General features: G+C 72.7%; 19 protein-coding genes and 1 tRNA gene. 6 read left to right on the top strand and 14 right to left on the bottom strand.

The window, feature by feature from the left end:
- Nucleotides 1–4: 4 nt before the first annotated feature.
- The 7 genes from WMF39_RS48685 to rnr form a co-directional block, all read right to left on the bottom strand.
- Nucleotides 5–1,201, bottom strand: a complete 1,197-nt coding sequence (locus tag WMF39_RS48685) for an MSMEG_0565 family glycosyltransferase (protein ID WP_437743258.1) — start codon at nucleotides 1,199–1,201, stop codon at nucleotides 5–7.
- Complete coding sequence (locus WMF39_RS48690; protein WP_437743259.1) at nucleotides 1,198–2,178, bottom strand: sll0787 family AIR synthase-like protein; 981 nt, start codon at nucleotides 2,176–2,178, stop codon at nucleotides 1,198–1,200. Before WMF39_RS48690 ends, WMF39_RS48685 begins: the two co-directional genes overlap by 4 nt.
- The gene (locus tag WMF39_RS48695) at nucleotides 2,178–2,684 is read right to left on the bottom strand and encodes an MSMEG_0567/Sll0786 family nitrogen starvation N-acetyltransferase (protein WP_437743260.1); all 507 of its coding nucleotides are present in this window, start codon (nucleotides 2,682–2,684) and stop codon (nucleotides 2,178–2,180) included. Before WMF39_RS48695 ends, WMF39_RS48690 begins: the two co-directional genes overlap by 1 nt.
- On the bottom strand, nucleotides 2,581–3,924 hold the full coding sequence (locus tag WMF39_RS48700) for an MSMEG_0568 family radical SAM protein (protein ID WP_437743261.1): 1,344 nt from the start codon (nucleotides 3,922–3,924) through the stop codon (nucleotides 2,581–2,583). The genes WMF39_RS48695 and WMF39_RS48700 overlap by 104 nt, the downstream gene beginning before the upstream one ends.
- Entirely contained in the window at nucleotides 3,869–4,897 is a 1,029-nt protein-coding gene (locus tag WMF39_RS48705) for a Nit6803 family nitrilase (protein ID WP_012241613.1), read from the bottom strand. The genes WMF39_RS48700 and WMF39_RS48705 overlap by 56 nt, the downstream gene beginning before the upstream one ends.
- A 14-nt stretch (nucleotides 4,898–4,911) precedes the next feature.
- Nucleotides 4,912–5,394, bottom strand: coding sequence for an MSMEG_0572/Sll0783 family nitrogen starvation response protein (locus tag WMF39_RS48710; RefSeq protein ID WP_012241614.1), 483 nt, complete (start codon nucleotides 5,392–5,394; stop codon nucleotides 4,912–4,914).
- Nucleotides 5,395–5,769: 375 nt separating this feature from the next.
- Nucleotides 5,770–8,142: a ribonuclease R gene (gene rnr, locus WMF39_RS48715; protein WP_437743262.1), complete on the bottom strand. Its 2,373-nt coding sequence runs from the start codon at nucleotides 8,140–8,142 to the stop codon at nucleotides 5,770–5,772.
- A 103-nt stretch (nucleotides 8,143–8,245) separates the two neighbouring features.
- On the opposite strand from rnr, the gene WMF39_RS48720 reads away from it, so the two are divergent.
- Together WMF39_RS48720 and add are read left to right on the top strand one after the other, a co-directional pair.
- A complete protein-coding gene (locus tag WMF39_RS48720; protein WP_437743263.1) occupies nucleotides 8,246–9,634 on the top strand; it encodes a vitamin K epoxide reductase family protein in 1,389 nt (462 codons plus the stop codon).
- Between the two features lie 57 nt (nucleotides 9,635–9,691).
- Entirely contained in the window at nucleotides 9,692–10,885 is a 1,194-nt protein-coding gene (gene add / locus WMF39_RS48725; protein ID WP_437743264.1) for an adenosine deaminase, read from the top strand.
- A gap of 78 nt (nucleotides 10,886–10,963) precedes the next feature.
- On the opposite strand, the gene nadE is transcribed toward add, so the two are convergent.
- Nucleotides 10,964–12,883: an NAD(+) synthase gene (gene nadE, locus WMF39_RS48730; protein WP_437743265.1), complete on the bottom strand. Its 1,920-nt coding sequence runs from the start codon at nucleotides 12,881–12,883 to the stop codon at nucleotides 10,964–10,966.
- A gap of 11 nt (nucleotides 12,884–12,894) precedes the next feature.
- Complete coding sequence (locus tag WMF39_RS48735; protein WP_437743266.1) at nucleotides 12,895–13,881, bottom strand: hypothetical protein; 987 nt, start codon at nucleotides 13,879–13,881, stop codon at nucleotides 12,895–12,897.
- A gap of 374 nt (nucleotides 13,882–14,255) precedes the next feature.
- Here WMF39_RS48735 and WMF39_RS48740 point away from each other — a divergent pair, with 374 nt between their 5' ends.
- The 3 genes from WMF39_RS48740 to WMF39_RS48750 all read left to right on the top strand — a co-directional run bounded on the left by WMF39_RS48740 (nucleotide 14,256) and on the right by WMF39_RS48750 (nucleotide 16,393).
- Nucleotides 14,256–15,119, top strand: coding sequence for a Crp/Fnr family transcriptional regulator (locus WMF39_RS48740; RefSeq protein ID WP_437743267.1), 864 nt, complete (start codon nucleotides 14,256–14,258; stop codon nucleotides 15,117–15,119).
- 209 nt (nucleotides 15,120–15,328) lie between these two features.
- Nucleotides 15,329–15,411 (top strand) — tRNA-Leu (locus WMF39_RS48745).
- Between the two features lie 277 nt (nucleotides 15,412–15,688).
- Nucleotides 15,689–16,393 (top strand): DciA family protein, encoded by a 705-nt coding sequence (locus WMF39_RS48750; protein WP_437748131.1) that lies wholly within the window; start codon nucleotides 15,689–15,691, stop codon nucleotides 16,391–16,393.
- On the opposite strand, the gene WMF39_RS48755 is transcribed toward WMF39_RS48750, so the two are convergent.
- The 4 genes from WMF39_RS48755 to purD all read right to left on the bottom strand — a co-directional run bounded on the left by WMF39_RS48755 (nucleotide 16,284) and on the right by purD (nucleotide 20,028).
- Complete coding sequence (locus WMF39_RS48755; protein WP_012241622.1) at nucleotides 16,284–17,132, bottom strand: FHA domain-containing protein; 849 nt, start codon at nucleotides 17,130–17,132, stop codon at nucleotides 16,284–16,286. The genes WMF39_RS48750 and WMF39_RS48755 overlap by 110 nt on opposite strands.
- Nucleotides 17,133–17,135: 3 nt before the next feature.
- Nucleotides 17,136–18,014, bottom strand: a complete 879-nt coding sequence (locus tag WMF39_RS48760) for an FHA domain-containing protein (protein ID WP_437296770.1) — start codon at nucleotides 18,012–18,014, stop codon at nucleotides 17,136–17,138.
- A gap of 220 nt (nucleotides 18,015–18,234) precedes the next feature.
- Nucleotides 18,235–18,684 carry a hypothetical protein gene (locus tag WMF39_RS48765; protein ID WP_437547888.1) on the bottom strand — a complete coding sequence of 150 codons (450 nt, stop codon included), beginning with the start codon at nucleotides 18,682–18,684 and terminating at the stop codon, nucleotides 18,235–18,237.
- A 9-nt stretch (nucleotides 18,685–18,693) separates the two neighbouring features.
- Nucleotides 18,694–20,028 (bottom strand): phosphoribosylamine--glycine ligase, encoded by a 1,335-nt coding sequence (purD, locus tag WMF39_RS48770; RefSeq protein ID WP_437743268.1) that lies wholly within the window; start codon nucleotides 20,026–20,028, stop codon nucleotides 18,694–18,696.
- A 280-nt stretch (nucleotides 20,029–20,308) separates the two neighbouring features.
- Here purD and WMF39_RS48775 point away from each other — a divergent pair, with 280 nt between their 5' ends.
- On the top strand, nucleotides 20,309–20,749 hold the full coding sequence (locus WMF39_RS48775) for a deoxycytidylate deaminase (RefSeq protein ID WP_272096750.1): 441 nt from the start codon (nucleotides 20,309–20,311) through the stop codon (nucleotides 20,747–20,749).
- A 78-nt stretch (nucleotides 20,750–20,827) separates the two neighbouring features.
- Here WMF39_RS48775 and WMF39_RS48780 read toward each other — a convergent pair whose 3' ends face one another.
- Complete coding sequence (locus WMF39_RS48780) at nucleotides 20,828–22,309, bottom strand: sigma 54-interacting transcriptional regulator (RefSeq protein WP_437743269.1); 1,482 nt, start codon at nucleotides 22,307–22,309, stop codon at nucleotides 20,828–20,830.
- Between the last annotated feature and the right edge of the window lie 238 nt (nucleotides 22,310–22,547).

Consider the following 22,547-nt stretch of genomic DNA (forward strand, 5'->3'; position numbering starts at 1 on the left):
CGCTCTAGGTTTGGCGGGATCCAAGGAACTCGCGGTACACGCCGGCCGCGATGCGGGCCGAACGATCCCACGTGTACCGGGCCGCGGTCTCGAGCCCCGCGGCGCGGAGGCGCCGCCTCACGCCCTCGTCCAGGATAGCCTCCATTGCGCCGGCGAGATCGTCTGTTCTCGAGGGATCGACGAGCAGCGCGCTCTCGCCGTCGGCGAGGAACTCGGTGAAGGGAGGTTGCGCAGAGCTCACCACCGGCGCCCCCGAGGCCATCGCCTCCAGCAGGACGAGCCCGAACCCCTCGCGGACGGACGGAAAGACGAACGCGTCGGCCAGCCGGTAGAGCGGCGGGATCAGCGCGTCGGGGAGCACGCCCGCGAGGACGAGCGGCGGCGGCGACGCGCCCGCAGGCGAGGGCCATACGCCGCCTGCGCGCGCGATCGCCTCGAACTCGCGCTGGTAAGGTTCGTAGTCGAACAGCGTCTCTCCGCCGGCGATGATGAGCTGGGCTCCGGGCAGCCGCTTCCGCACCGACAGGAACGCCTTGAGCAGGCCGATCGAGTTCTTGCGCGGCTCGACGCCGCCCACGGTCACGAAGAGCGGCGATCCGGTGGCGTCGAGGCGCGCGCGCAGCGCCGCGTCCCGCTCGTCGGGCGTGGCCGTGTAGCGGCGCAGGCTCACGCCGTTCGGGACGATCGCCGCGTCGACGCCGTGCTCGGCCCGGAGCGCCTCCCTCCACGCCTCGCTGACCACGAGGCACGCGTCGGCCTCGCGCACGGAGCGGTCCTGGCAGGCGCGCAGGTACGGGCTGTCGTAGTCGTCGAGGTGGTGCACGGTCCGGAGGAAGTGGGGGACGCGCCCCTCGGCGCGCAGCGCCGCGAGCGCGTTCGCGCTGATGCAATCCTGGGAGTGCCAGACGTCGTGCCGCGCCCCGAGGCGGCGCAGCCCGTCCTCGAACTCCGCGATGCGCTGCTTCACGACCGCGTCGATCCCCGCCGGCGGGGGCGCGGCGGGCACGAGGACCGAGGGGCAGCGCGGCGCGCGGTAGAAGCCGCCCTGGTCCTTGTTCAGCGCGTAGATGCAGACCGAGACGCCGAGGTCGTGGAGCGCCTCCGCGAGCTCGACCGTGTGCACGACGCCGCCGCGCGGCTTGGTCGAGTAGGTGAGGAGCGCGACCGAGAGCGGCGCGCCCGAGGCAGCGCGGGCGCTCATCGCGCGCCCTCGCGCGCGAGCCCGGTGAGCGGCTCCGCGGAGAGGTCCCAGAGCGTCTGCCGCTCGCCGGCGGCCTGGAGGGTGAGCCGCCGCGAGCCGTCGACGGCGCCGACCGCCGCGCTCGCGATGCCCCGCCGCGCGAACGCCGAGAGCACCTCGCCGGCGACCCGGGGGCGCACGCTGAGCAGGAAGCCGTAGCTCGGGAACGCGAGCAGCCAGCGCGCGAGCGGGACGTCGCGCGGCCTCGGGACGGCCTCCAGATCGAGCACCGCGCCGGCGCAGGACGTCTCCAGGAGCATGAGCAGCGTCCCCGCGACGCCGCCCATGCTGATGTCCTTGCCCGCGTCGCACAGGCCCGCCTCGGCGAGGGCGGGCAGGACCTCGAGGTCGCCGCGGAGCCGCGCCGGATCCGCGCCCGTCGAGGCGTTCCAGAACGGGTGCCCCGCGTGCATCTCGCCGCGCAGATCGATCGCCGCGACGAGCACGTCGCCGGGGCGCGCCGCGAAGCTCGTGATGAGCCGCCGCGCCCGGCCCGCGATGGCCACGGCGAGGGCGTTGTACGGGCTGCGCGCGCTCGTATGCCCTCCAACGATCGGCACGCCATAGGCGCGCGACGCGGCGACCATTCCCTCCCAGACCGGCTCCAGCGCGCCGGCCGAGGTCCCCCAGACGACGTCGACCACGGCGATGGGGCGGCCGCCCATCGCGTAGACGTCGCTGACGTTGACCATCACGGCGCTGTAGCCGGCGAACCGCGGGTCCCCTTCGAGGAACGCGGGCCAGATCCCCTCGGCGGCGAGGAGCAGGTAGCCGTCTCCGTCGGGGATGGCCGCGCAGTCGTCGCCGAGCGCCGCGGGTCGCTCGACGGAGCCGGCCGCGCCCGGCGCGCCGGACAGGTACCGCGCCGGGATCTGCACGTCCCGCTTCGCGAGGACGCCGATCGCGCCGCGCAGCTCGGCCGCGACGCCGCCGAGCATCAGCGGAACCTCTGCCCGGGCGGCGGGCGGGGCTCGTCGCTCGGCGGGTAGCTGTCGAGGTCGGCCTCCATCAGGTGGTGCGGCCGCTCGCGGTGCGATCGCTCCTCGAGGGAGCGCCAGTGGATGCCCTCGAAGAACGGGACGTTGGCCGCCTGGACGAGCGCGAGGAACCGGTGGCACCCCCAGCCGTGGGCGGTGGTGACCGCCTTGTGGACGAGGCCGCGGCCGACCACGCCCTGCTTGCGGTGGGCGCGCTCGACGCCGAGCCGGCCGCCGTACCAGAGGCCGGGCTCCGCCTCGTAGATGCGCACGGTGCCGACGAGCCGCGGGCCCCCGGGCGCCCCGTGCTCCAGGGCGGCGATGGGGAACGCGGAGGCGTCCCAGTCGTCCTCGTCGGTGGTCTTAAACAGCCCTTGCTCGTCGCAGAAGATGGCCCGGCGCAAGCGGAGGTACTCGAGGTACGTGTCCCTGCTCTGCACAAGCTCGAAGCTGTAACGTGGCGTCATCGGAGCTCTCCGAGGTTGATGTCCATGCCGCGCCGGATCCCGACCGCGCCGCGGGCCGGCCTTCTGCCTCGAAGCCCGAGAGCCCCGAGCAGGCGCCGCAGCGGGCGCAGCCCGCCTTCACGTCGGTCGAGCGCAGCCCCGCCCGCGCGAGCAGCGGGCCGATGTGCTCGTAGAGCGCCCGCATGAAGTCCCCCGAGGGCGGCGCGCGATCGGCCCCGGGCGTCCCGGGGATGGGCACGAGCGGGACGAGGAACGGATAGACCCCCAGCGCGATGAGCCGCTCGCTCGCGTCGAGCAGCGACGCCAGGGAGTCGCCGAGCCCCGCGATGAGGTACGTCGACACCTGGCCGCGCCCGAACACGCGCACGGCCGCCTCGAACGCCTCGAAGTAGCGGGCCACGCTCACCTCGGCCTTGCCCGGCATCGCGGCCGCGCGCACCTCGTCCTCGACCGCCTCGAGGTGCATGCCCAGGCTGTCGACGCCGGCGGCGCGCATCCGCTCGAACCAGGCGAAATCGTCGGGCGGCTCGCACTGCGCCTGCACCGGCAGATCGACGCGCGCCTTGATGCCGCGCGCGCAGTCGGCGAGGTGCGCCGCGCCGCGATCCGCCGACCGCGGCGTGCCCGTGGTCAGCGTCACGTGCCGCACCCCGTCGAGCCGCGCCGCCGCCTCGGCGACCTCGCCGAGCTGCTCCGGCGTCTTCTTCGCGGTGGTGCGCCCCGCCGCGAGCGACTGCCCGATCGCGCAGAACGTGCAGGCCTTCTCGCGCTCCGTGTACCGGATGCACGTCTGGAGCACCGTCGAGGCGAGGACGTCCGCCCCGTGCAGCAGCGCGATCTTGGGGTAGGGGATGCCGTCCTTCGTCGAGAGGGCGTAGAAGCGCGGCGTCTTCACGAGGGCGATGGGCGCGAGTTCCTGGCCGTCCCGCTCCACGGTCCCCGCGCCGTCGCGCCCGAGCCGCGCGACGAACGGCGACGCCGCCGCCTGGTCGGTGTGGATCGGGATCATCACCGTGGCCCCGCGCAGCGTCGCCGCGACGTGCTGGGTCGGCCCCGCGCCGCCGCGCCGCGAGGTCCACGCCGCGCGGCGGCCGTCGCCCTCGCCGGAGGCCTCGCCGGAGGCCTCGCCGGAGGCGGGCTCCGGCGGGGGCGCGGCGCCCGCTTCGGGGGCGCCCTCGGGGGCTTCAGCCAGCCTCAGGCCGAACGACTGGAGCTCGGTGATCAGCGTCTGGGTATCCATGGTCCACCGCCGCAGGGGCAAGGGAGGAGGCCTTGGGGCTGCCCGCGCCGAGCGTTATCGAGCGCTCCGCCGTATCCATCCAAAGCCGCAGCAAGTCGGGCCGGGCGTAGTGCCCCGCCGCATCCATCATCCGCTTTCGCTTCGTGATCAGGGCGAAATCGAGCTCCGCGACGGCCATACCCTCGCCGTCGGTCACGGGCGGGCACGCGTGCACGCCCTCGGGCGTCACGATCGCCGTCATGCACCCGCCGCGCAGCACGCCCTGGATCTGCTCGTTCGGAGCGACCTCCCGGACCTGCTCCGGCGTCAGGAAGGCCGTGGCGTTCACCACGAAGCAGCCCGACTCCAGCGCGTGGTGCCGGATCGTCACCTCCATCTGCTCGGCGAAGATGGGCCCGACAAGGGAGCCGGGGAACTGGCTGCAATGGATCTGCTCGTGCTGCGCGATGAGCGCGAACCGCGCGAGCGGGTTGTAGTGCTCCCAGCAGGCGAGCGCCCCGAGCCTCCCGGCCGCGGTGTCCACGGTCCTGAGCCCCGAGCCGTCGCCCTGCCCCCAGATCATGCGCTCATGATAGGTCGGCGTGATCTTGCGCCGGTGGAGCACCAGGGAGCCGTCGCTGTCGAAGACGAGCTGCGCGTTGTAGAGCGTCCCGTGATCGCGCTCGTTCACGCCGAGCACCACGACCACCCCGTGCGCGCGCGCGGCGGCCGCCACGGCCCGCGTCACCGGGCCGGGGACGGTGACCGCCTCGTCGTAAAGGCGCATGTGCTCCTTCCCCATGGCGGGCGGCGGGAGCACGAAGGAGAAGTACGGGTAATACGGGACGAACGCCTCGGGGAAGACGCACAGCTCGGCGCCTTCCTTCGCGGCCCTGGCGATCGCGGCGACGACTCGCTCGGTCGTCCCGTCCCGGCTGCCGAGGACGGGACTGGCCTGCACCGCGGCCGCCCGGACTTTGCGGTTGAACTCCATGGACCGCGCTCGGATCAGAGCGTCCAGGAGTGGACCATGAACGCGTTGTCCCGGCGGTGGATCAGCTGGATGTCGAGCACGTCGAGCGGGCTGATGGGCTTGATGCCCGGGATCAGCGCGTGCTCGCCGTGGCCGTAGAGCGCCTGCAGCGCGAACCGGCAGGCGTACACCTTGCCGCCCTCCTCCATGAACCGGCCGATCTGCTGGTTCACCGCGAGGTGCCCGGAGAACGCCTCGCTGCCGAGCTTGGGGAAGCCGCGCTGGAGCCCCAGGGTGACGCCCGGCCCATAGAGCAGGATGGATGTCTCAAACCCCTTACGTTGCAGGCGGATCGCCGTCAGCACGTTGACGAGGCCGATCGACCCTTCGAAGGCCACCGTGTGAAAGGTAACCAGCGCCTTCTCTCCCGGCTTCGCCTTGACGTCTTCGAAGACCTTCTCCTCGTAATCGACCAGGAAGTCACCAGCGTTGTAAGCGGGATACGTCGGCTTGGGCATTGGTTACCTCTCTCCTAGAATGAGTTAGTTGAGAACATAGTGGTTCTCTGAACGCAAGGGAAATGCTGGAGCACTCTCTCTTTTGAGCGGGTGTCAATCGCAGAGGGGCACGGAGGGGGTGTGACTTTGGATCTGGCGTCGGCGATGCGCGCCTCGCAGCGCCGCGGTCGACCGTTTGCCTCGACTGTCTCGGCTGTCTCGGCCGTTTCGACGATTTCGACTGGTTCGACCGGTTCTGTTTCGCCGGTTCGTCTCAACGATTTCGACGAGGTTTCGCGCGCTTGTCCGCGAGATCGAGCGTGGCTGGAGAGGTGCTGCGCGCTCGTGCGTTCGAGCGGCAAAGCCTGGCAGGGAATCGAGCCCTCGGGCGGGCTGCTACCGCTGCTTCTTTCGCACCTTGGCGCTCTTGCCGCCCTTGGTGCGCTTGCTGGTCTTAACGCTCTTCACGGGCTTGGTGCTCTTGCTGATCTTGACACGACGGGGGGGCCGTGCGTCCGCCGCGTCGCGCCGCTGCCGGCGCGGCTTCGGCTCGTCCGCCGCCGGCTCGCCGGCGAGGCGCCGGCCATAGACGGCGCGCCGGAGGATGGCCACGTCCTCGATCTGCACGAGCATCGCGTCGCCGATCGCGATCCGGTCCCCCGAGCGGCGGCCGATGACGCGCAGCCCCTCGTCGTCGATCTCGTACTGATCCGGGCCGAGCGACTCCATGCGGACGAGCACGTCGACGAAGGGATCCTCGATGTTGACGTAAACGCCCCCTCCCACGATGCCCGTGACGGTGCCCTCGAAGGTGTCGCCGAGCCGGGAGCGCATGAGGAGCGCGCGGTGCAGGTCGACCACCTCGCGCTCCACCTCCATCGCCTTTCGCTCGCGCTCCGACGCCGTGATGGCCGCCTCGCGCAGCCGCTCGGTGGCCGCCTCGCTCCTGTCGACGCGCTCGCCGCGCAGCACCGCGCGGATGGCCCGGTGCGCCGTGATGTCCGGGTACCGCCGGATGGGCGAGGTGAAGTGCAGGTACGCGCTCGAGGCGAGCCCGAAGTGGCCCACGTTCGCGATGTCGTACACCGCCTGCTTCATCGCGCGGAGCAGCAGCATGTGCAGCACCTGCTTCTGCGGGTGCGCGTCGAGCTTCTTCAGGAACACCGATAGCCGCTTGGGGTCGGCCGCGTCCTCCGGGTCGAACGCGAGCCCGAGCTCGCCGCACATCGTCGCGAAGCGCTCGAGCTTCGCCTGGTCCGGGGGCGCGTGGTACCGGAAGACCGTGGGGATGCCCTGGTCGACGACGAACTGCGCGCACGTCTCGTTCGCGAGGAGCATCATCTCCTCGATGAGCTGGTAGGCCTTCGCCACGCCGGGGTCGTGGCTGCGCTTCTGCACGTCGACGGGCGCGCCCGTCTTCGGGTCGAGCACCACCTTCGCCTCGGGCAGGTCGAGGTCGAGCGCGCCCCGCCGCATCCGCCTGCCGCGGAGCAGCCGGGCGAGGTCCCACATCACCTGAAGGTCGTTCCTGAGCGCCTCGGCCTCGGGGCTGCGCGGCGGCTCGGGGGTGAAGCCGAGCGCGCGCGCCACGCCGGGGTAGGTGAGCTTCGCGATCGAGCGGATGTACCCCTCGATGACGCGGGCCCGCCGCACCGTCGCCGTCGCGTCGAGCTCGACCTCGACGCACAGGCACAGGCGGATCACGCCCGGCAGCAGCGAGCACAGGTTCGACGACAGCGCCCGCGGCAGCATCGGGATCGCGCGATCGGGCAGGTAGACCGAGTTGCCCCGCGCGAGCGCCGCCTGGTCGAGCGCGGTGCCCGGCCGCACGTAGTGCGAGACGTCGGCGATCGCGATCCAGGCGCGGTACGAGCCGTCCTCCTCGCGGATCACCCACACCGCGTCGTCGTGGTCGCGCGCGTCCTCCGGGTCGATCGTCGGCATGGGCAGGTGGGTGAGGTCTGTGCGCCCCTCGAGCGCCTCGGCCGGCACCTCGCCCCCGAACGCCTCGGCCTCGGCGATCGCCTCGGGCGCGTGCTCCTCCTCGATCCCCTCGCGCACCAGGATCTTGGCGACCTCCACGTTCGGGTCGCCGGGCGTCCCCAGCACGGCCTCGAGCACGCCCTCCGGGTTCTCCTCGGCCAGGTCCGGGAAGCGGGCGATCGACACGACCGCCGCGGCGCCGTCCTCCGCGTCGGGCGGAACGAGCGGCCCGCCCGGCTCGCGCGGCACGATCACGATGGGCCCGCGGACGCGCCCGTCGTCCGGCTCGAGCCACGCGCTCCTGCCACGCCGCCGCAGCACGCCCGCCACGCGCGCGTGGCGCCGCTTGACGACCCGGACGATCTCCCCCTCCACGCCGCGCCGCGAGCGGGTCGAGACGCGCACGACGACGGTGTCGCCGTGGAGCGCGCCGCCCATCGCCTCGGGCGAGATGTAGACGTCCTCGGCCGCCCCTCCGAGCGCCACGAAGCCGAAGCCGCGCGGGTGCACCGTCAGCGTCCCCTCGCGCTCGGCGCCGCGCGCCTCGACCTGCTTCTGGCTCGTGCGGAAGCGCTGCCCGGGGAGCGCCACGATGCTGCCCTCCAGCGACAGCTCCTCGAGCAGCCGCTGCAGCTTCGCGTAGCGGCTCGGCTCGACCCCGAGGCGCTCGGCGATCTCGTTCGCGTGCAGGGCGCGCTTGAACGAGGACAGCAGGTCGACCACGGCCTCCCGGCGGCGCGCGCCGGAGCCGGTCGTCGGGGGATCTCCGCGAGATGAAGAACGCATGAAACTCGACTAGCACGAGTCTCCTCGCGCTGGCTGTCTCCGCCCGGGTCCGGTATGCCTCGAACCCACCCCTCCTCCACCTGCAACGCACCCGCAACGACCGATGCTGCTGAACTCGATCGCCCTGCTCCTCGCGCTGGTGCTCCTCGTCGCCCTCGCCGGCAGGGGCAACGTCTTCGCGGTGCGTCCGGCCGGCGACCGGCGTGAAGGACGTGAAGGACGCGACGGACGGCCTGGGCGCGCGGAGGCGCCTCAGGCGAGCCCCGAGGCGCCCGCGTCGCTGTCCTCGAGCGACGAGCGGCAGGCTGGGCGCGCCCGGTTCTTCGTCACGCTCTTCCGGCTCGCTCTCTTCGTCGCCATCGCGGCGAGCGCGGCGCTCGTGGTCGAGTACCAGAACGCGGGCGATCCCGCGTTCTGCGGCGTCACGTCGGGGTGCTTCGCCGTCAGGATCTCGCCGTACAGCCGCTTCCTCGGCGTCCCGCTGCCGAACCTCGGCCTCACCGCCTTCACGACGCTCCTCACCGCCTCGCTGCTCGCGCGGGCGCGCTGGCACCACGCCGCGATCGCGGCCGCCTCGGCCGTCGGCGGCCTCGCCGCCGCGGTGCTCCTCGGGCTCCAGAGCTTCGTGATCGGCGCGTTCTGCGCGTGGTGCATCGCGGTCGATCTCGCGGCCTTCGCCGCGGCGATCACGTCCGCCCTCGTCGCGCGGCAGGCGCGGCGCATGCCGGCCAGGGCGTTCGAGCGCGCTGCCCAGGGCGGGCCGCTGGGCGTCACGGTGTGGGGCGCGGCCGCCGCGGCCGCGATCGGCTTGCCGTTCCTCTGGGGCAGCCACCCGGTCATTCCGCCGCTCCCGCCGGAGCTCGCGGCGCTGCAGGAGCCGGGCAAGATCACGATCGTGGCCTTCACCGACTTCGAGTGTCCCTTCTGTCGCAGGCTGCACCCCGAGCTGAGCAAGATCGAGGAACCCTACGGCGACAGGGTGCGCCACGTGCGCAAGATGGTGCCGCTCCCGATCCACCCCGGCGCGCTCCCCGCCGCGAAGGCCTACGTCTGCACGCCCGAGGACAAGCGCGAGCAGGCCGCGGCGCTGCTCTACAGCGCGGCGCCCAGCAAGCTCACGGACGAGCGCGTCGCGTCCGTCCTCTCGCCGCTCGGCCTCTCCGCCGCGGAGCTCGCGGCTTGCCTCGCCGCGCCCGAGACCCAGGCCGCCATCGACGCGGACGTCGCGCTGTATGGGCGGATGGAGGCGCGCGGGCTCCCGACGACCTACGTCGGCCGGCGGCTCGTTGTGGCGTACAACCCCGAGCGGATCCGCGATGCGCTGCGCCGTGAGGCCGCCGGGGACGACATGAGCTTGCCGCTCCCGTGGCTCTTCGTCGCCCTCTTCGGCGCGGCCGCTGTCGCCGTGCTCGTGGGCGGAAGGGATCGCTCGCGCGGCGCGGCGGGCGAGGGCGGCGCCGCGCCCTCCTCGTCCTCGCCAGAGCGATCGTGAGCGACGTCGCGCCCTGCGCTGCCTTTCGCGGCTGGTCGCCGGGTGACAGAATAGCTCATGAGTGATCATCCCGAGCTAGCCGGCAAGCTCCCCCTGGAGTTCTTCCGGCAACTACCCAAGACCGATCTGCACGTCCACCTCGACGGCTCGCTGCGCCTCGAGACGATCATCGAGCTCGCCCGCACCCACCACGTCGAGCTCCCCACGTACGAGCCGGCGGAGCTGCGCAGGGTGATGAACCTGGGCCAGAACTGCGGCTCGCTCGTCGAGTACCTCAAGGCGTTCGACATCACGCTGCGCGTCCTGCAGACCGAGGAGGCCCTCCACCGCGTCGCCTACGAGCTCGCGGAGGACGCCGCGCGCGAGAACGTGCGCTACATGGAGGTCCGCTACTCGCCGATGCTGCACACCCGCCTCGGCCTGCGGCTCACGAGCGTGGTCGAGGCGGTGCTCTCCGGGCTCAGGACGGCGCGCGACGCGCTGGGCATCGAGAGCAACGTCATCGTCTGCGGAATCCGCAACATCTCGCCGGAGTCGTCGCTGGAGATGGCGGAGCTCGCGGTGGCGTACAAGGGCCGCGGCGTCGTCGGGTTCGACCTGGCCGGCGCCGAGTACGACCACCCGGCGAAGCACCACAAGGCCGCGTTCCAGCTCGTGCGGCAGAACAACATCAACTGCACCATCCACGCCGGCGAGGCGTACGGCCCCGAGTCGATCGCGCAGGCGCTCCACGTCTGCGGCGCGCACCGGATCGGCCACGGCTGCCGCCTGCGCGAGGACGGCGACCTGCTCCACTACATCAACGATCACCGCATCCCGCTCGAGTGCTGCCCGTCGTCGAACGTGCAGACCGGCGCCGTGCGCGACCTCGCCTCGCACCCGCTCAAGCTCTACCAGAGCCTCGGCCTGCGCGTGACCGTCAACACCGACAACCGGCTCGTCACCGACACGACGGTGTCCCACGAGCTCTGGCACTGCCACACGAAGATGGGGTTCGGGCTGAAGGAGATCAAGGCGACCATCGTGGCCGGCTTCAAGAGCGCCTTCCTGCCGTTCCACATCAAGCAGGCCTATCTCCGCCGCGTCACCGAGGATCTCGAGCGCTTCTCAGCGGACGGCTTGATCCGCCCCGCCGTGACGCCCGTGGCTCCTGGCATGGCTGCCGGCCACGACGGGATCGAGAGCGCCTCGAGGGACGGGAAGGACGGCAGGCAGGGGCCCCTGGCCTCCGTCGAGAAGGCCGCCAACTGACGCGCTGCCCGCCGGCGCGCCGCGGATCGAAGCGCCGATCGCGCGGCGCAGGGCGGCGGCCGCGCCCTGGCGGCTGGCTCAGCCGCCCTTCCACTCGGTCCGCTGCACCACGGGCAGCTGCAGCGCGCGCTCGCGGTCGAGATCGAGCGAGCCGAGGTGGATCGCGATGGGCGACTGCACCCACTTGAAGATCGATCTCGAGAACAGCGTCGCGAACTTCTCGGCCCAGGCCCGCAGCGCGGCGGGGTCCTTGTCGGGGAACAGGCTCGGGAGCGCTGCCGCGACCTCGTCGGCGGCGAGCTTCTCGGCGCCGTAGAGGTGGAGGCACGCGTCGAGGACCTCGAACGGCATGAGCTCGGCCTCGCCCGACTGGTTCTCGGCGAGCTCCGGCCCGGCGGTGGTGGCGAGCGTCTGCTGGATGCCCTGGAAGCGGAAGCGCTGCGAGAGGCGCTCGAGCAGCGCGATGACCACCGTCTTCGGCAGGTTGGCGATGACGCTGAACGCTCCTTCGAGGTCGCCGCCCACCGTGGTGTAGCCGAGCGCCTTCTCGCTCATGTTCCCCGTCTGCAGGAACAGCGCGCCGCTCGTGTTCGCCCAGTTCCACATGCGCCCGCCGCGGATGCGCGCCTGCACGTTCTGCTTCGTGAGCTCGGTGAGCTGCCCGCCCTCGCCGACCATCGCCTGGGCGGCCTCGAGCTCCCGGGGGAACGCGTCCTCGATAGGGATGACCGCGAACGACACCCCGAGATCGTCGGCGATCTGCGCGGCGGCGCGGTGCGTGGCGTCGCTGGAGTAGCGGGAGGGCATGAAGAACGCGCGCAGCGACGCCCCCATCCGCTCGCGCAGGGCCGAGCCCTCGAGGCCCGGGTGGATGAGCTGCACCGCGCGCCAGGCGACGAGCAGCGTGAGGAGCGAGTCGCGGCCGCCCGAGAGCGCGAGGCCGATGCTCTTGAAGGCGCCGATCTTGCGGTAGTAGTCGGCGACGCCGAGCGCGAGCGCCTCGTAGAAATCGTCGAGCAGCTCGTCGCGCGCGGAGATCGCGGGCAGCGCCGCCGAGGGCAGGAACGGCGTCGTGCCGGCCGGCGGGGCGGGGTAGGCGAGGCGCGCGCGGTCCGCGGTCTCCCCGTCGATCCGGAGGACCTGCACCATGCGCGCGGAGGCGCGGCGGAACTCCTCGAGATCGCTGCGCCAGGTGCTCGCCTCGCGGCGGCAGCGCGTGGTCCGGTCGAGGTCGACGACGGACGCGGAGAACCCCTCGCGGAACCGCGGCGCCTCCAGCATCGGCCGGCCGTTCTGGTTGATGAACCCGCCGCCGTCGAAGACGAGCCCGTCGTTGCCGCCGACCAGGTTCGCGTAGGCGATCGTGCACTGGTTGTCCGAGGCGCGGGTCGCGATCATCTCGCGCCGGGTGCCCGTCACCCCGGCGCGGAACGGCGACGCCGAGATATTGCAGACGATCTCGGCGCCGGCGTAGCAGCGGCGCCGCATCGGGCCGTCGGGCGACCAGATGTCCTCGCACACCTCGACGGCGATCGTCCCGAAATCGAAGGCGTAGACGCGATCGCCGCAGAGCACGCCGTCGGCGTCGAGCTCCATGAGCGGCATGCCGCGCGAGAACGTCCGCGCCTCGTAGAAGATGTTGTAGGTCGGCAGCTTCTCCTTGGGGGAGAAGGCGAGCACCCGGCCGGCGTGGACGATGGCGCCGGCGTTGAAGAGGTCGCCTCCAACGCCGACGGTCACGCCGATGACGAACACGGTGCGGAGCTGCGCGGTCTCCTCGGCGAACCGGCGGAGCTCGCGCTGCTGGCTCGCGACGAACGCCGGCCACTGCACGAGGTCCTCGGCCGCGTAGCCGCCGATCACCTGCTCCGGGAAGACCGCCAGGGTGACGTCGTCGCGCGCCATCGCGCGGGCGAGCGAGAGGCACCGGTCGGTGTTCGAGCGGACGGCGCCGACGGTCGCGTTGACGTTGGCGATTCCGATCTTGACGAGTCGCATCGGGCGGCAGCCTACCGCGGCAGCACGGCGCTGAGCAGGCCGAAGAGCTTGTCGAGCTCCCCGGGCGTCACGCGCCGGTTCGACTTCACGCGGTCCCCCTCGGCGAAGAAGACGATCGGGTCGACGACGCGGACCGTCACGATGGCGATGCGGAACGAGGTCGCGCGCTCGATCTCCTCGTTGAGGAAGGCCGCGTCGCGGGCGGCGAGCTCGGGGCTCTCGCTCGCGCCGTCGAGCGCGACCGTGGCGCCGCCGTCCTTGGTCAGCGTCACGGTGGCCTCGAGCGATCTCAGGGTGGGCGGCACCCGGGGCGCCTCCCGCGGTCCCTTCAGCGTCCGCGCCGGGTCGATCGCCGCGGCGATCGCGGCCTCGTCGCCTGTCGGATCGGGGAAGCCGCCCGTGCCCAGGAAGCGCCGCGCCTCGCGCGCCCGCGCGACCGGCAAGACCACGAGGAAGTCGGGCTCCACGGTCGCCACGACGCGCGTGTGCCCCTTGATGGTCACGCGCACCGCCGGCACGCCGAGCCCGCTCTCCCGGGTCCCTGGCGGCTGGCTGCGCGAGAGGAGCGCGTCGAGGCCGGACGCCAGCCTATCCGGCGGCACGCTGTGCTGGACGACGACCACCGCCTCGTGGGCCGCGTCCGCGCGCGGCGCGGTGACGAAGGCGCGCTCGACGTCCCGCTCCGGATCGAGCCCCGTGCCGGTGAGCACGGGGCCCCACAGATCGAGCCCCGCGAGCCGCGCCATGATGGGGTGTCCCCGGGTCCTGTCGCCGTAGACGAGCACCGAGACCTTCCCCCCGGCGATCGACTGCGCGATCGCGGCCGCGTTGCGCGGCTTCGGCGGCGGCGCCGGCTCCGCGCTGACCGGCGCTCCGGACGACGCGGAGCCGCACGAGGCGGCGAGGAGGGCGAGGCCGATGGCGGCGAGCCGCAGCAGCGAGCGGCGCAGCGGCGAGACGCGCATCGCGGCGGGGAGCCCTTGGCGAACGGACGGCATCACCCGGGCGACGTTACCGGCACCTACCCGATCCTGCCAGCGGGGCAAACCTCCACGGCGCTCGGGCGCGCGTCGGCGCCCGTCGGCCGACCGACCGTCGACCGAGCGACCGCGCGATCGTCGCTCGCCGCTCGCCGCTCGCCGACGCGACGACGCGACGACGCGCTGCGCGGCTACGATGCGAGAAGGTGCGCGGGCTCGCGGTCCTGCGCGCGCACCTCGCTGCGGCGAGGCCATCCCTCTTCCTCGGCTCGGGACCTGGAGTAGGATGCCGCTCCCGCGGTCCACGCAGAGCTCGTGCGCGCCGCAAGGCTCCGTGTCCCGCGACGAAGCGGACGCGGAGCCCGACCCATGTTGAAGAGGAGTGTCATCCCATGGCGGTCCGCCCATCCGACCTGCACGCGATCCCGCTGTTCGAGAGAATCACGGAGGATCACCTCGATGACCTGATGAAGGCGTTCCAGCGCCAGGAGGTCCCGTCCGGCCACGTGCTCTTCGAGGCCCGGAGCGCCCCGGCGCACCTGTTCCTCCTGGTCCGGGGCGAGGTCGCGCTGCTCGACGCGGGCGAGACGCGCTTCCGCCTGAGCCCCATCTCGCCCATCGGCGAGCTCGGCGCGCTGACCGGCTTCCGGCGGACGACGACGGCGGTGACGACGCAGCCTTCGGAGATCTGGCGCATCGGCGTTGCCGAGCTCCAGGACTTCTTCGAGGACCACGGGGACGTCGCGTACCCCTTCTACAACAACCTGCTCAACGTCGTGGCCGGCAAGATCCGGCGCGACGCGCGCCGCCTCGAGGAGACCCGCGCGAACCTGATCCGCACGCAGAAGGCGATGAAGCGGCTCCTCGATCTCGTGCTCGACAGCGAGGAGACGCCGCTGAGCAAGGTCATCTGCGCGACCCTCGAGGAGCTCATCGAGAAGAACCGGCGCTCCCACTACATGGTCGAGCCGGCTCACACGCTGAAGAGCTCGGTCCGTCTGGACAGCGGCGCCCTCATCCCCGTCGTCGAGCTCTCGGACGGCTGGCTGCGCCTCGCCGGTCTGCGCGACGTCGCGAAGGGCGCGCACTGGAGCGGCGTGCTCGTCCTGCCCGCGCGCGAGATCCCGGTGAGCGGGACCATCGACGCGGTCGACGATCACGGCGCGCTGGTGAAGCTCGATCTCCTGATCGACGAGTACGCCTCTGCGCTCCAGGACTACCTGACGCGCCTCCAGATGCTGGATTTCGTGGTGTGACCTCTCGCCGCGCCGCGATCGCAGGCCGCGCCTCGATGCGTGGCGGCGGCGCGGCGGCGCTGCTCCTGGCTTCGCCGCGCCTCCTGCCCGCGCGACCGCTCTCGGGCTCGCAAGCTCGCAGCCTCTCAGGCTCTCAGGCGCTCAAACCGTTGCCAGGATCGTGCCCGGTGATCTACGGTTCCAGGAGCTCGCTGACATCGCAGCGCTGAGCCGAAGTGGCGGAATGGCAAACGCGGCGGATTCAAAATCCGCTGTCCGCAAGGGCTTGTGGGTTCGAGTCCCACCTTCGGTACCGAGAGCGCCCCTCACGATCGTTCGTCGCCAGGCAGCCGAGGGCGGGTGGTTCGCCCTGGCGGGCGGCCGCCTTGGTCACAAGGCGGCGCCGTAGGGGCTGGCCGTCCGTGACGCTGGGCGAGCCTGGACGGCGCGCTCTGCCGGAGCACGGCGCTGTCAGGCTGCTACGCTCGGCGCGCATGTCGCGTCGGAGCGGAGGTGGGATCGAACGGCTGGGTGCGCTGATCCAGCGCGGGTCCTCGCTCTCGGCGCCGGCGGAGGTCGACACCTCGCCGATGCCGTTCCGCGAGTGGGAAGCGGCCGTGGGGTCCCGGATCGCCGCGCGCGCGCGGCCGCTCAAGCTGGAGCGCGGCGTGCTCCACGTCCGCGCGGCGAGCTCGATGTGGGCGCAGGAGCTCTCGTTGCTCGGCGACGCCATCACCGCGCAGCTCCGGTCGCGCGGCCTCCCGGTGCAGTCCCTCCGGTTCCGCGTGGGCAAGGTGGAGCCGGTCGCGCGGCCGCCGTGGCGCGAGGAGGTCCGCCCGACCCCGAAGGAGGCGCCGCTCCCGGTCGAGGTGCGGCGAGAGCTCGGGAAGGTCGCCGATACCGAGCTGCGCGACGCGATCGCGAAGGCCGCCGCGAGGAACCTCGGCTGGCAGGAAGCCGAGGCGATCGCGCGTCCCCGCAACGCACCGCCGCCGCTCCAGCCCTCCGCGGCGCCAGCCCCACGTGTGTCGCCGCCGCTCCAGCCCTCCGCGGCGCCGGCTCCACGTGTGTCGCCGCCGCCTGCCCCACACGGGGCCGCTCGCGCGGCGCAGCCGCCGGCCTCGCGCGTGTCGCGCGTGCCGCCAGAGGCCGCCGCTCCCGCGACGCACGGCGGCGATGCGGAGGCTACTTCGCCGCGACGAGGCGCTCGAGACCCTCGATCCGCTGCATCAAGAACCGCTCGGTCGGACCGAACGACGGAGCCATCCGGCGGAGGTCGTCGAGGTAGATCCTGAGCGGCTGGATATCGAGCGTCTTGACGCGCCGGACGACGGTGTAGAGCTCGTCGACGACGGGGCCGGGCAGCGGGCGGCGCGCGATCGTGAAGAGCTCGAACGCGTAGTTGACCCACGTCCCCTTGGTCGTGGCGCCGGCGAGGCGAGCCGCGTAGCGCGCGGCGAGCTCGGCGGCCGGCATCTCCAGCGGCACGTTCGTCCGCGCGCGGCTCAGGATGTCGATCAGCACCGTCTGCAGGATGCGCTCTGCCTCCTCGCTGCGGCCCATCGCCAGCGCCTTGTCGGCGAGGCTCGCGAGCAGGCGCAGCGACTGGAAGCCCTTGGATCCGCCGTCTCCCGTCGGGCTCGTGAGCTCCGTCGGGTCGTCCGACATCTTGCGCATCTCGGTCAGCGCCATCGCGCCGAGCGTCGCCGTCGCGCGGCGGAACTCGACCCCGTAGGCGTCGTGGGGGCGCGACTCCTCCCCGCCGTAGAGCAGCATCTCCTGGCTGCCGATGATGATGCGGTCGCCGTCGGTCAGCTCGCGCTGGCCGGAGATGCGCGTGCCGTTGACGTACACGCCGTTCCTGCTCTCGAGATCGTGCAAGGCCACGCCGTCGTTGCGCACCTGCAGCGTCGCGTGGCGCCGCGACACCAGCGGGTCATCGAGCGAGAGCTGGCAGTCGCCGCTCCGGCCAATCACGAAGGGCCCTTCGGGGAGCTCGAAATCGTGCGCCAAGTACCGGAGGCGGAAAGGCATGGTCTATTTCAGTGCGCCGAGGCGCTCGAGCCCTTCAATGCGCTGGAGGATGAACCGCTCCGCCGGCGTACGCTCGCCTGCGCGCTCGCGGAGCCGCTTCGCATAGCCACGGAGAATGGACATGTCGACGGCCTTCACCTTGCGCAGGACACTATACAGCTCATCGACGAGGTAGGCGGGGAGGAGGAGCTCGAGCCGGGTATTCAGCTCGAAAATATAGTTGATCCACGAGCCCCGACCCGTCGCCGCGGCGAGGCGGGCCGCATACATGCTTGCCTTCTCGACCAGCTCGGGCTGCACGGCGCCGACGCCCCCGTCCCGCGCCTTCGTGAGGATGTCGCTGAGCGAGCGCTGGAGGATGCGCTCGGCCTCGTCGACGCGCCCCAGGGCGAGCGCCTTGTCGGCGACGCTGCCGATGAGGCTGAGCGCGTGCACGCGCTTGTCCGGGTGCTGGGGGACGAGCCCGGGGAGCGACCTCCGGGAGGCGATGGCCGTCGCGCCGTCGTCCTCGCCTGCGGGCATCTCGCTCATGTCGACCGTGCGCGCGTTCTGCTGCCTCGTCCAGAGCGGCGCGCTCCGCGGCGAGTGCGCCGAGCTCGGCTCGATGGCCCCGAGCAGGAACATCTCCTGCCCCCCGATCGCGATCTTGTCGCCGTCCGACAGGATCTGGCGCCCCGCGATCCGAGCCCCGTTGATGAGCACGCCATTGCGGCTGCCGAGATCCTCGATCGCGACGCCGCCCTCACCGACGGTCAGCAGCGCGTGCCTGCGCGACACCAGCGGGTCGTCCAGCGACAGCTGGCAGTCCGCGCTCCGTCCGATGAAGAACTCGCCGAGCGGCACCTCGAGATCGTGGGCGAGGTAGCGCAATCGGATGCCCATGATCGAGCCATACCAACAGCCCAACAGGCCGTCAAAAGACAGCTTTCGGGCCGTGTAGCATTGGTTTGCAAGCCCACAAGAACGGCCGTGCAATGCGGACGGGACGTCCGCTTCCGCCTTACAGTATCACACCAGTTATTGTCGCCGCATCGTCGCCGCATCGTCGTCGCATGGTGCCGCGTGTCGTCGCGCGGCGTTGCTACCGGCTTGGGCGAGGCTCTCAGGGGAGGCGAGAGAGGACCCGGAGCAGTCTGAGGAGGAGCCTTGGGTGCGCGACGAGGCCGTAGATCTTGAGCTCCCCGCGGGCCACGAGGCGCGCGAGGTCGCGCAGGGGGCCGCTCTGTCGGCGGTGCAGCACCCCCAGCTTCGGGAGGCGCAGCCAGCGGTGGAACGCGACGTCGGGGAGCCGGCGGAGCGCCGACTCGTCGCCGCAGAACGTGACGGACGGGATGCCGATGGCGCCGTCGTGGATGGTGAGCCGCCCGTGGTCGAAGCGCATCGTCATGGACGTATCGGCGTCCTGCGCGACGACGAGCACCGACCCGCGCAGCGCCCGGAAATCGGAGGCGCGCTTCGGGTCGCGCGCGAGGTGCTCGCGGATGAGGTGACCGAGGTAGGCCGCGAGCGGGTTCTCCTCAGCGCCTGGGGCGAGATCGACGATGGGTTCCATGGTGCCGCCTCACCCGGCCGCGCGCGCTCCGTCCACCCCGATGTCGCGGCGGAGCACCTTGCCGTCGAAGTCGATGGCGCTCGCGGCGCGGAAGGCGCGCTCCCGCGCCTCGGCGAGCGAGTCGCCCGCGGCGGTGACGGCGAGCACGCGGCCCCCCGCGGTCACGACCGCGCCGTCCCGCTCGGCCGTGCCCGCGTGGTTCACGAAGGCGCCCTCCACCGCGGCCGCAGCGTCGAGGCCGCGGATGACGTCGCCGGTCACCGGCGCCGTGGGGTAGCCGCGCGCCGCGAGCACGACGGTGAGCGCGTGGCGGCCGGGGGCGACGCGCGCCGCCCCGGGAGCGAGCGCGCCCGCCGCGGCAGACGCGCAGAGCTCGGCGACGTCGCCCTCGAGCAGCTCCATCAGCGCCTCGCACTCGGGATCGCCGAAGCGGACGTTGTGCTCGAGCAGGATGGGGTCCCCGGCGGGCGTGATCATCAGGCCCGCGAACAGCACCCCGCGGAAGGGCCTCCCTTCCGCCCGCATGCCGTCGATCGTCGGCCGGAGGATCTCGCGCTCGACGCGCGCGGTCAGGGCCGGGGTGACGCGGGCGCTCGGCGCGAACGCGCCCATGCCGCCCGTGTTCGGCCCGGTGTCGCCCTCGCCGACGCGCTTGTGATCGCGCGCCGCCGGCAGGACGAAGATCGCCTCGCCGTCGCTGATGGCGTGCAGGCTGGCCTCCTCGCCCTGGATCGCGTCCTCGAGGATCACGGTCGCGCCGGCGTCGCCGAAGCGGCGATCCACGAGCATGTCCTTGGCGGCCGCGAGCGCCTCGTCGACGGTCGTCGCGACGACGACGCCCTTGCCGGCGCAGAGCCCGTCGGCCTTCACGACGATGGGCGCGCCGCGCTCGCGGATGACGCGGGCCGCCTCGTCGAAGGAGCGCACGATCCGGAACGGCGCGGTCGGGATCCCGTGGCGGGCGGCGAACTCCTTGAGGAACGCCTTCGACCCCTCGAGGCGCGCCGCCTCGCGGCTCGGCCCGAAGACGGCGACGCCCTCGGCGGCGAGCGCGTCGGCGACGCCGGCGCAGAGCGGCGCCTCGGGGCCGACGACGACCAGGTCGGCGCGCTCGCGGACGGCGAGCCGGGTCGCCTCGGCAGGCGACAGGGACGGGAGGTCGACGCGGCGGATCGGGGCGCGGCCGGCGCCCGCTGGCGCGTGGGTCCCGGCGTTCCCGGGCGCCACGATCACCTCGGCGACCGAGGGCGATCGGGCGAACGCACGCGCGAGGGCGTGCTCGCGCCCCCCGGAGCCGAGCACGAGGATGCGGCGATCTGACCTTCGGGGGGCGGCGGAGCTCACCCCCGCGCGCTACCACGCGCCGGGCCTCGCTGTCGAGGCGCCTCGCGCGGTCCCGTGCCCGCGGGGGGCTCCGCGGCGCCCGGCGTCGTGATAGAAGCGCGCGCTGGGCGCGCGGCGCGGCTCAGCCGGGGCCGCGGGCGCGCGACGCCGGGCCCTTCGCGAGGGGGACCGGAGGGCGGATCCCTGAACATTCTGGAGGGATCGGCGAGCGCGGGTCGCTTGGCGTCGAAGGGACGTCGAGGGGGCGGCGGGCGCGGATCCCCCGTCGTGGAGGTGAGCGATGACGCATCGGGCTTCGTGGGATGAATATTTCATGCGCATCGCCGAGGTCGTCGCGTCGCGGGCGACCTGCGATCGGAAGCACGTCGGCGCGGTGATCGTGCGCGACAAGAGCATCCTCGCGACCGGGTACAACGGCTCGATCCGGGGGCTGCCTCACTGCGATGAGGAGGGGCACCTGATCGAGGACGGCCACTGCGTGCGCACGATCCACGCGGAGGCCAACGCCATCATCCAGGCCGCGCGGAACGGGGTGCGGATCGACGGCGCGACGGTCTACGTCACGGCCTCGCCTTGCTGGGGGTGCTTCAAGATGATCGCGAACGCCGGGCTCTCGCGCGTCGTCTTCGGCGAGTTCTACCGCGACGAGCGCATCTTCCGGTTCGCCACGGAGCTCGGGATCGAGCTCGCCCCGCTGGAGCGGCGCGAGACGCCCGCCTGAGGTGTTGCGCGGGCGGCCGCTCGGTTGAGCGAGCCCTCGCGCAGTCGACGCCAGGTTGCGCGGCGATCTGCGCAACGCTCAGGCCTTGCGCGGCCGCGGCAGCCCGTACACGCGGATCCGCTCGACCAGCGTGCGCCGTGAGATCCCGAGCAGCGCCGCGGCGCGCGTCTGGTTCCCCATGCACTGCTCGAGCGCCTGGACGATGCGCTCGCGCTCGTGGGCCTCCATGGCGTCGCGCAGCCGGGTGGGGCCCGGGTCCACGCCGTCCGGCGCGCTCTTCGCGCCGTCGGGCACGCTCCTCGCAATCGTAGACGCTGGCGCCGGCGCCGGCGCACGCGCGTTCGAGGGCGCCTGCGGCGGGCGCGCCGGAAGGGGCATGGCATGCGATGGACGGGTGGGATCGGCCAGCGGGGAGAGGAGCAGGTGCTCCGGCCCGATGGGCGCCCCGTTGGCGAGGATCACCGCGCGCTCGAGCACGTTGCGCAGCTCCCGGATATTGCCTGGCCAGCTGTGGCGCTGGAGCCCGGCCAGGGCCGCGGGCGAGATCGGAACGGACGCGGCGCTCGCCTCGCCGGGGAAGAGCTCCTTCGCCGTGCGCTCCGCGAAGAGCTGCGCCAGCGCCGCGACCTCCCCGGGCCGCTCGCGCAGCGGCGGGATGGAGAGGGTCACGCCGTTCAGCCGGAAATACAGGTCTTGCCGGAACGCGCCGCGGCTCACCTCGGCCTCGAGGTCGCGGTGCGTGGCCGAGACGAAGCGGACGTCGATCTTGATGGGGGTCAGCCCGCCGACCCGCATCACCTTCCGCTCCTCGATGACCCGGAGCAGCTTGGCCTGGATCGAGGGCGGCAGCTCGCCGATCTCGTCGAGGAACACGGTGCCCCCTTCGGCCGTCTCGAGCAGCCCCGGCTTCGCCCGGACGGCGCCGGTGAAGGCGCCGCGCTCGTGGCCGAACAGCTCGCTCTCGAGCAGCGACTCGGACAGCGCGACGCAGCTCAGGCGCAGGAGCGGGCGGCTCGCGCGCGGCGAGGCCCTGTGGATCGCCTCGGCCAGCACCTCCTTGCCGGCGCCCGTCTCGCCGAGCAGGAGGATGTTGATCGGGCCGTTCGCGACGCGCTCGGCGAGCTCGTAGACGGCGCGCATCGCGTCGTCCTTGACGATGACGTCCTTGCCCGCGTCCCGCTCGCCGCCCTTCTGGCGGAGGACGACGCGCGCGGCGCCGAGGTAGATGACGTCGCCGGGCGAGAGCTCGACCGCAGCGCCCCGCGCGGGCGTGCTCTTGCCCACATCGATCAGGCGCTCGGTCGCCGCGCTGCAGTGCCGGGCGCGCACGCGGGTCCCGTTGCTGCTGCCGAGGTCCTCGATCCGGAGCGGCGGGCCGAGGTGCAGCACCGCGTGCCGGCGCGACACCGAGGAGTCGGGGACGCAGATGCCGGCGTCCTCGTCCCTGCCCAGGACGACGCTGCCCGAGCCCGGCAGCTGTCGGGTGCTCATCGAGCTCTGGGTGATGATCAGGAGCTCGAGCGAGCCACCATCGCGGGAAAGAATCTCCGGCTCAGCCACATCGCACCCCAGAGTCGCGCCGGACGACGAGCGACGCCCTGCCGCTGCGCGCGTGCGATCCGTTCCGGGGACCGTTGCGGCAGCGTTCGCGGGACGGTCGCCAGGACCGAGGGCACGCCCAGCAGCCGGCTGCGTAGCACGGACGCGCGCGCAGGGCGACTGCCGTCGCGCGCACCTCGCGCCCGCGGGGCTCGCGGGGCTCCCCGGCCGTGGCGGTCGAGGTGGTCCAGCGCGCGCG

This window comes from Sorangium sp. So ce1504 (genome assembly GCF_051521635.1).
In the GTDB taxonomy this organism is placed as follows: domain Bacteria; phylum Myxococcota_A; class Polyangia; order Polyangiales; family Polyangiaceae; genus Sorangium; species Sorangium cellulosum_B.

What these genes read in the sequence shown, in the direction of transcription:
- WMF39_RS48685 (WP_437743258.1), bottom strand. Translation starts at nt 1,201, where the DNA reads ATGAGCGCCCGCGCTGCCTCGGGCGCGCCGCTCTCGGTCGCGCTCCTC.
- WMF39_RS48690 (WP_437743259.1), bottom strand. Translation starts at nt 2,178, where the DNA reads ATGCTCGGCGGCGTCGCGGCCGAGCTGCGCGGCGCGATCGGCGTCCTC.
- WMF39_RS48695 (WP_437743260.1), bottom strand. Translation starts at nt 2,684, where the DNA reads ATGACGCCACGTTACAGCTTCGAGCTTGTGCAGAGCAGGGACACGTAC.
- WMF39_RS48700 (WP_437743261.1), bottom strand. Translation starts at nt 3,924, where the DNA reads ATGGATACCCAGACGCTGATCACCGAGCTCCAGTCGTTCGGCCTGAGG.
- WMF39_RS48705 (WP_012241613.1), bottom strand. Translation starts at nt 4,897, where the DNA reads ATGGAGTTCAACCGCAAAGTCCGGGCGGCCGCGGTGCAGGCCAGTCCC.
- WMF39_RS48710 (WP_012241614.1), bottom strand. Translation starts at nt 5,394, where the DNA reads ATGCCCAAGCCGACGTATCCCGCTTACAACGCTGGTGACTTCCTGGTC.
- rnr (WP_437743262.1), bottom strand. Translation starts at nt 8,142, where the DNA reads ATGCGTTCTTCATCTCGCGGAGATCCCCCGACGACCGGCTCCGGCGCG.
- WMF39_RS48720 (WP_437743263.1), top strand. Translation starts at nt 8,246, where the DNA reads ATGCTGCTGAACTCGATCGCCCTGCTCCTCGCGCTGGTGCTCCTCGTC.
- add (WP_437743264.1), top strand. Translation starts at nt 9,692, where the DNA reads ATGAGTGATCATCCCGAGCTAGCCGGCAAGCTCCCCCTGGAGTTCTTC.
- nadE (WP_437743265.1), bottom strand. Translation starts at nt 12,883, where the DNA reads ATGCGACTCGTCAAGATCGGAATCGCCAACGTCAACGCGACCGTCGGC.
- WMF39_RS48735 (WP_437743266.1), bottom strand. Translation starts at nt 13,881, where the DNA reads ATGCCGTCCGTTCGCCAAGGGCTCCCCGCCGCGATGCGCGTCTCGCCG.
- WMF39_RS48740 (WP_437743267.1), top strand. Translation starts at nt 14,256, where the DNA reads ATGGCGGTCCGCCCATCCGACCTGCACGCGATCCCGCTGTTCGAGAGA.
- WMF39_RS48750 (WP_437748131.1), top strand. Translation starts at nt 15,689, where the DNA reads ATGCCGTTCCGCGAGTGGGAAGCGGCCGTGGGGTCCCGGATCGCCGCG.
- WMF39_RS48755 (WP_012241622.1), bottom strand. Translation starts at nt 17,132, where the DNA reads ATGCCTTTCCGCCTCCGGTACTTGGCGCACGATTTCGAGCTCCCCGAA.
- WMF39_RS48760 (WP_437296770.1), bottom strand. Translation starts at nt 18,014, where the DNA reads ATGGGCATCCGATTGCGCTACCTCGCCCACGATCTCGAGGTGCCGCTC.
- WMF39_RS48765 (WP_437547888.1), bottom strand. Translation starts at nt 18,684, where the DNA reads ATGGAACCCATCGTCGATCTCGCCCCAGGCGCTGAGGAGAACCCGCTC.
- WMF39_RS48775 (WP_272096750.1), top strand. Translation starts at nt 20,309, where the DNA reads ATGACGCATCGGGCTTCGTGGGATGAATATTTCATGCGCATCGCCGAG.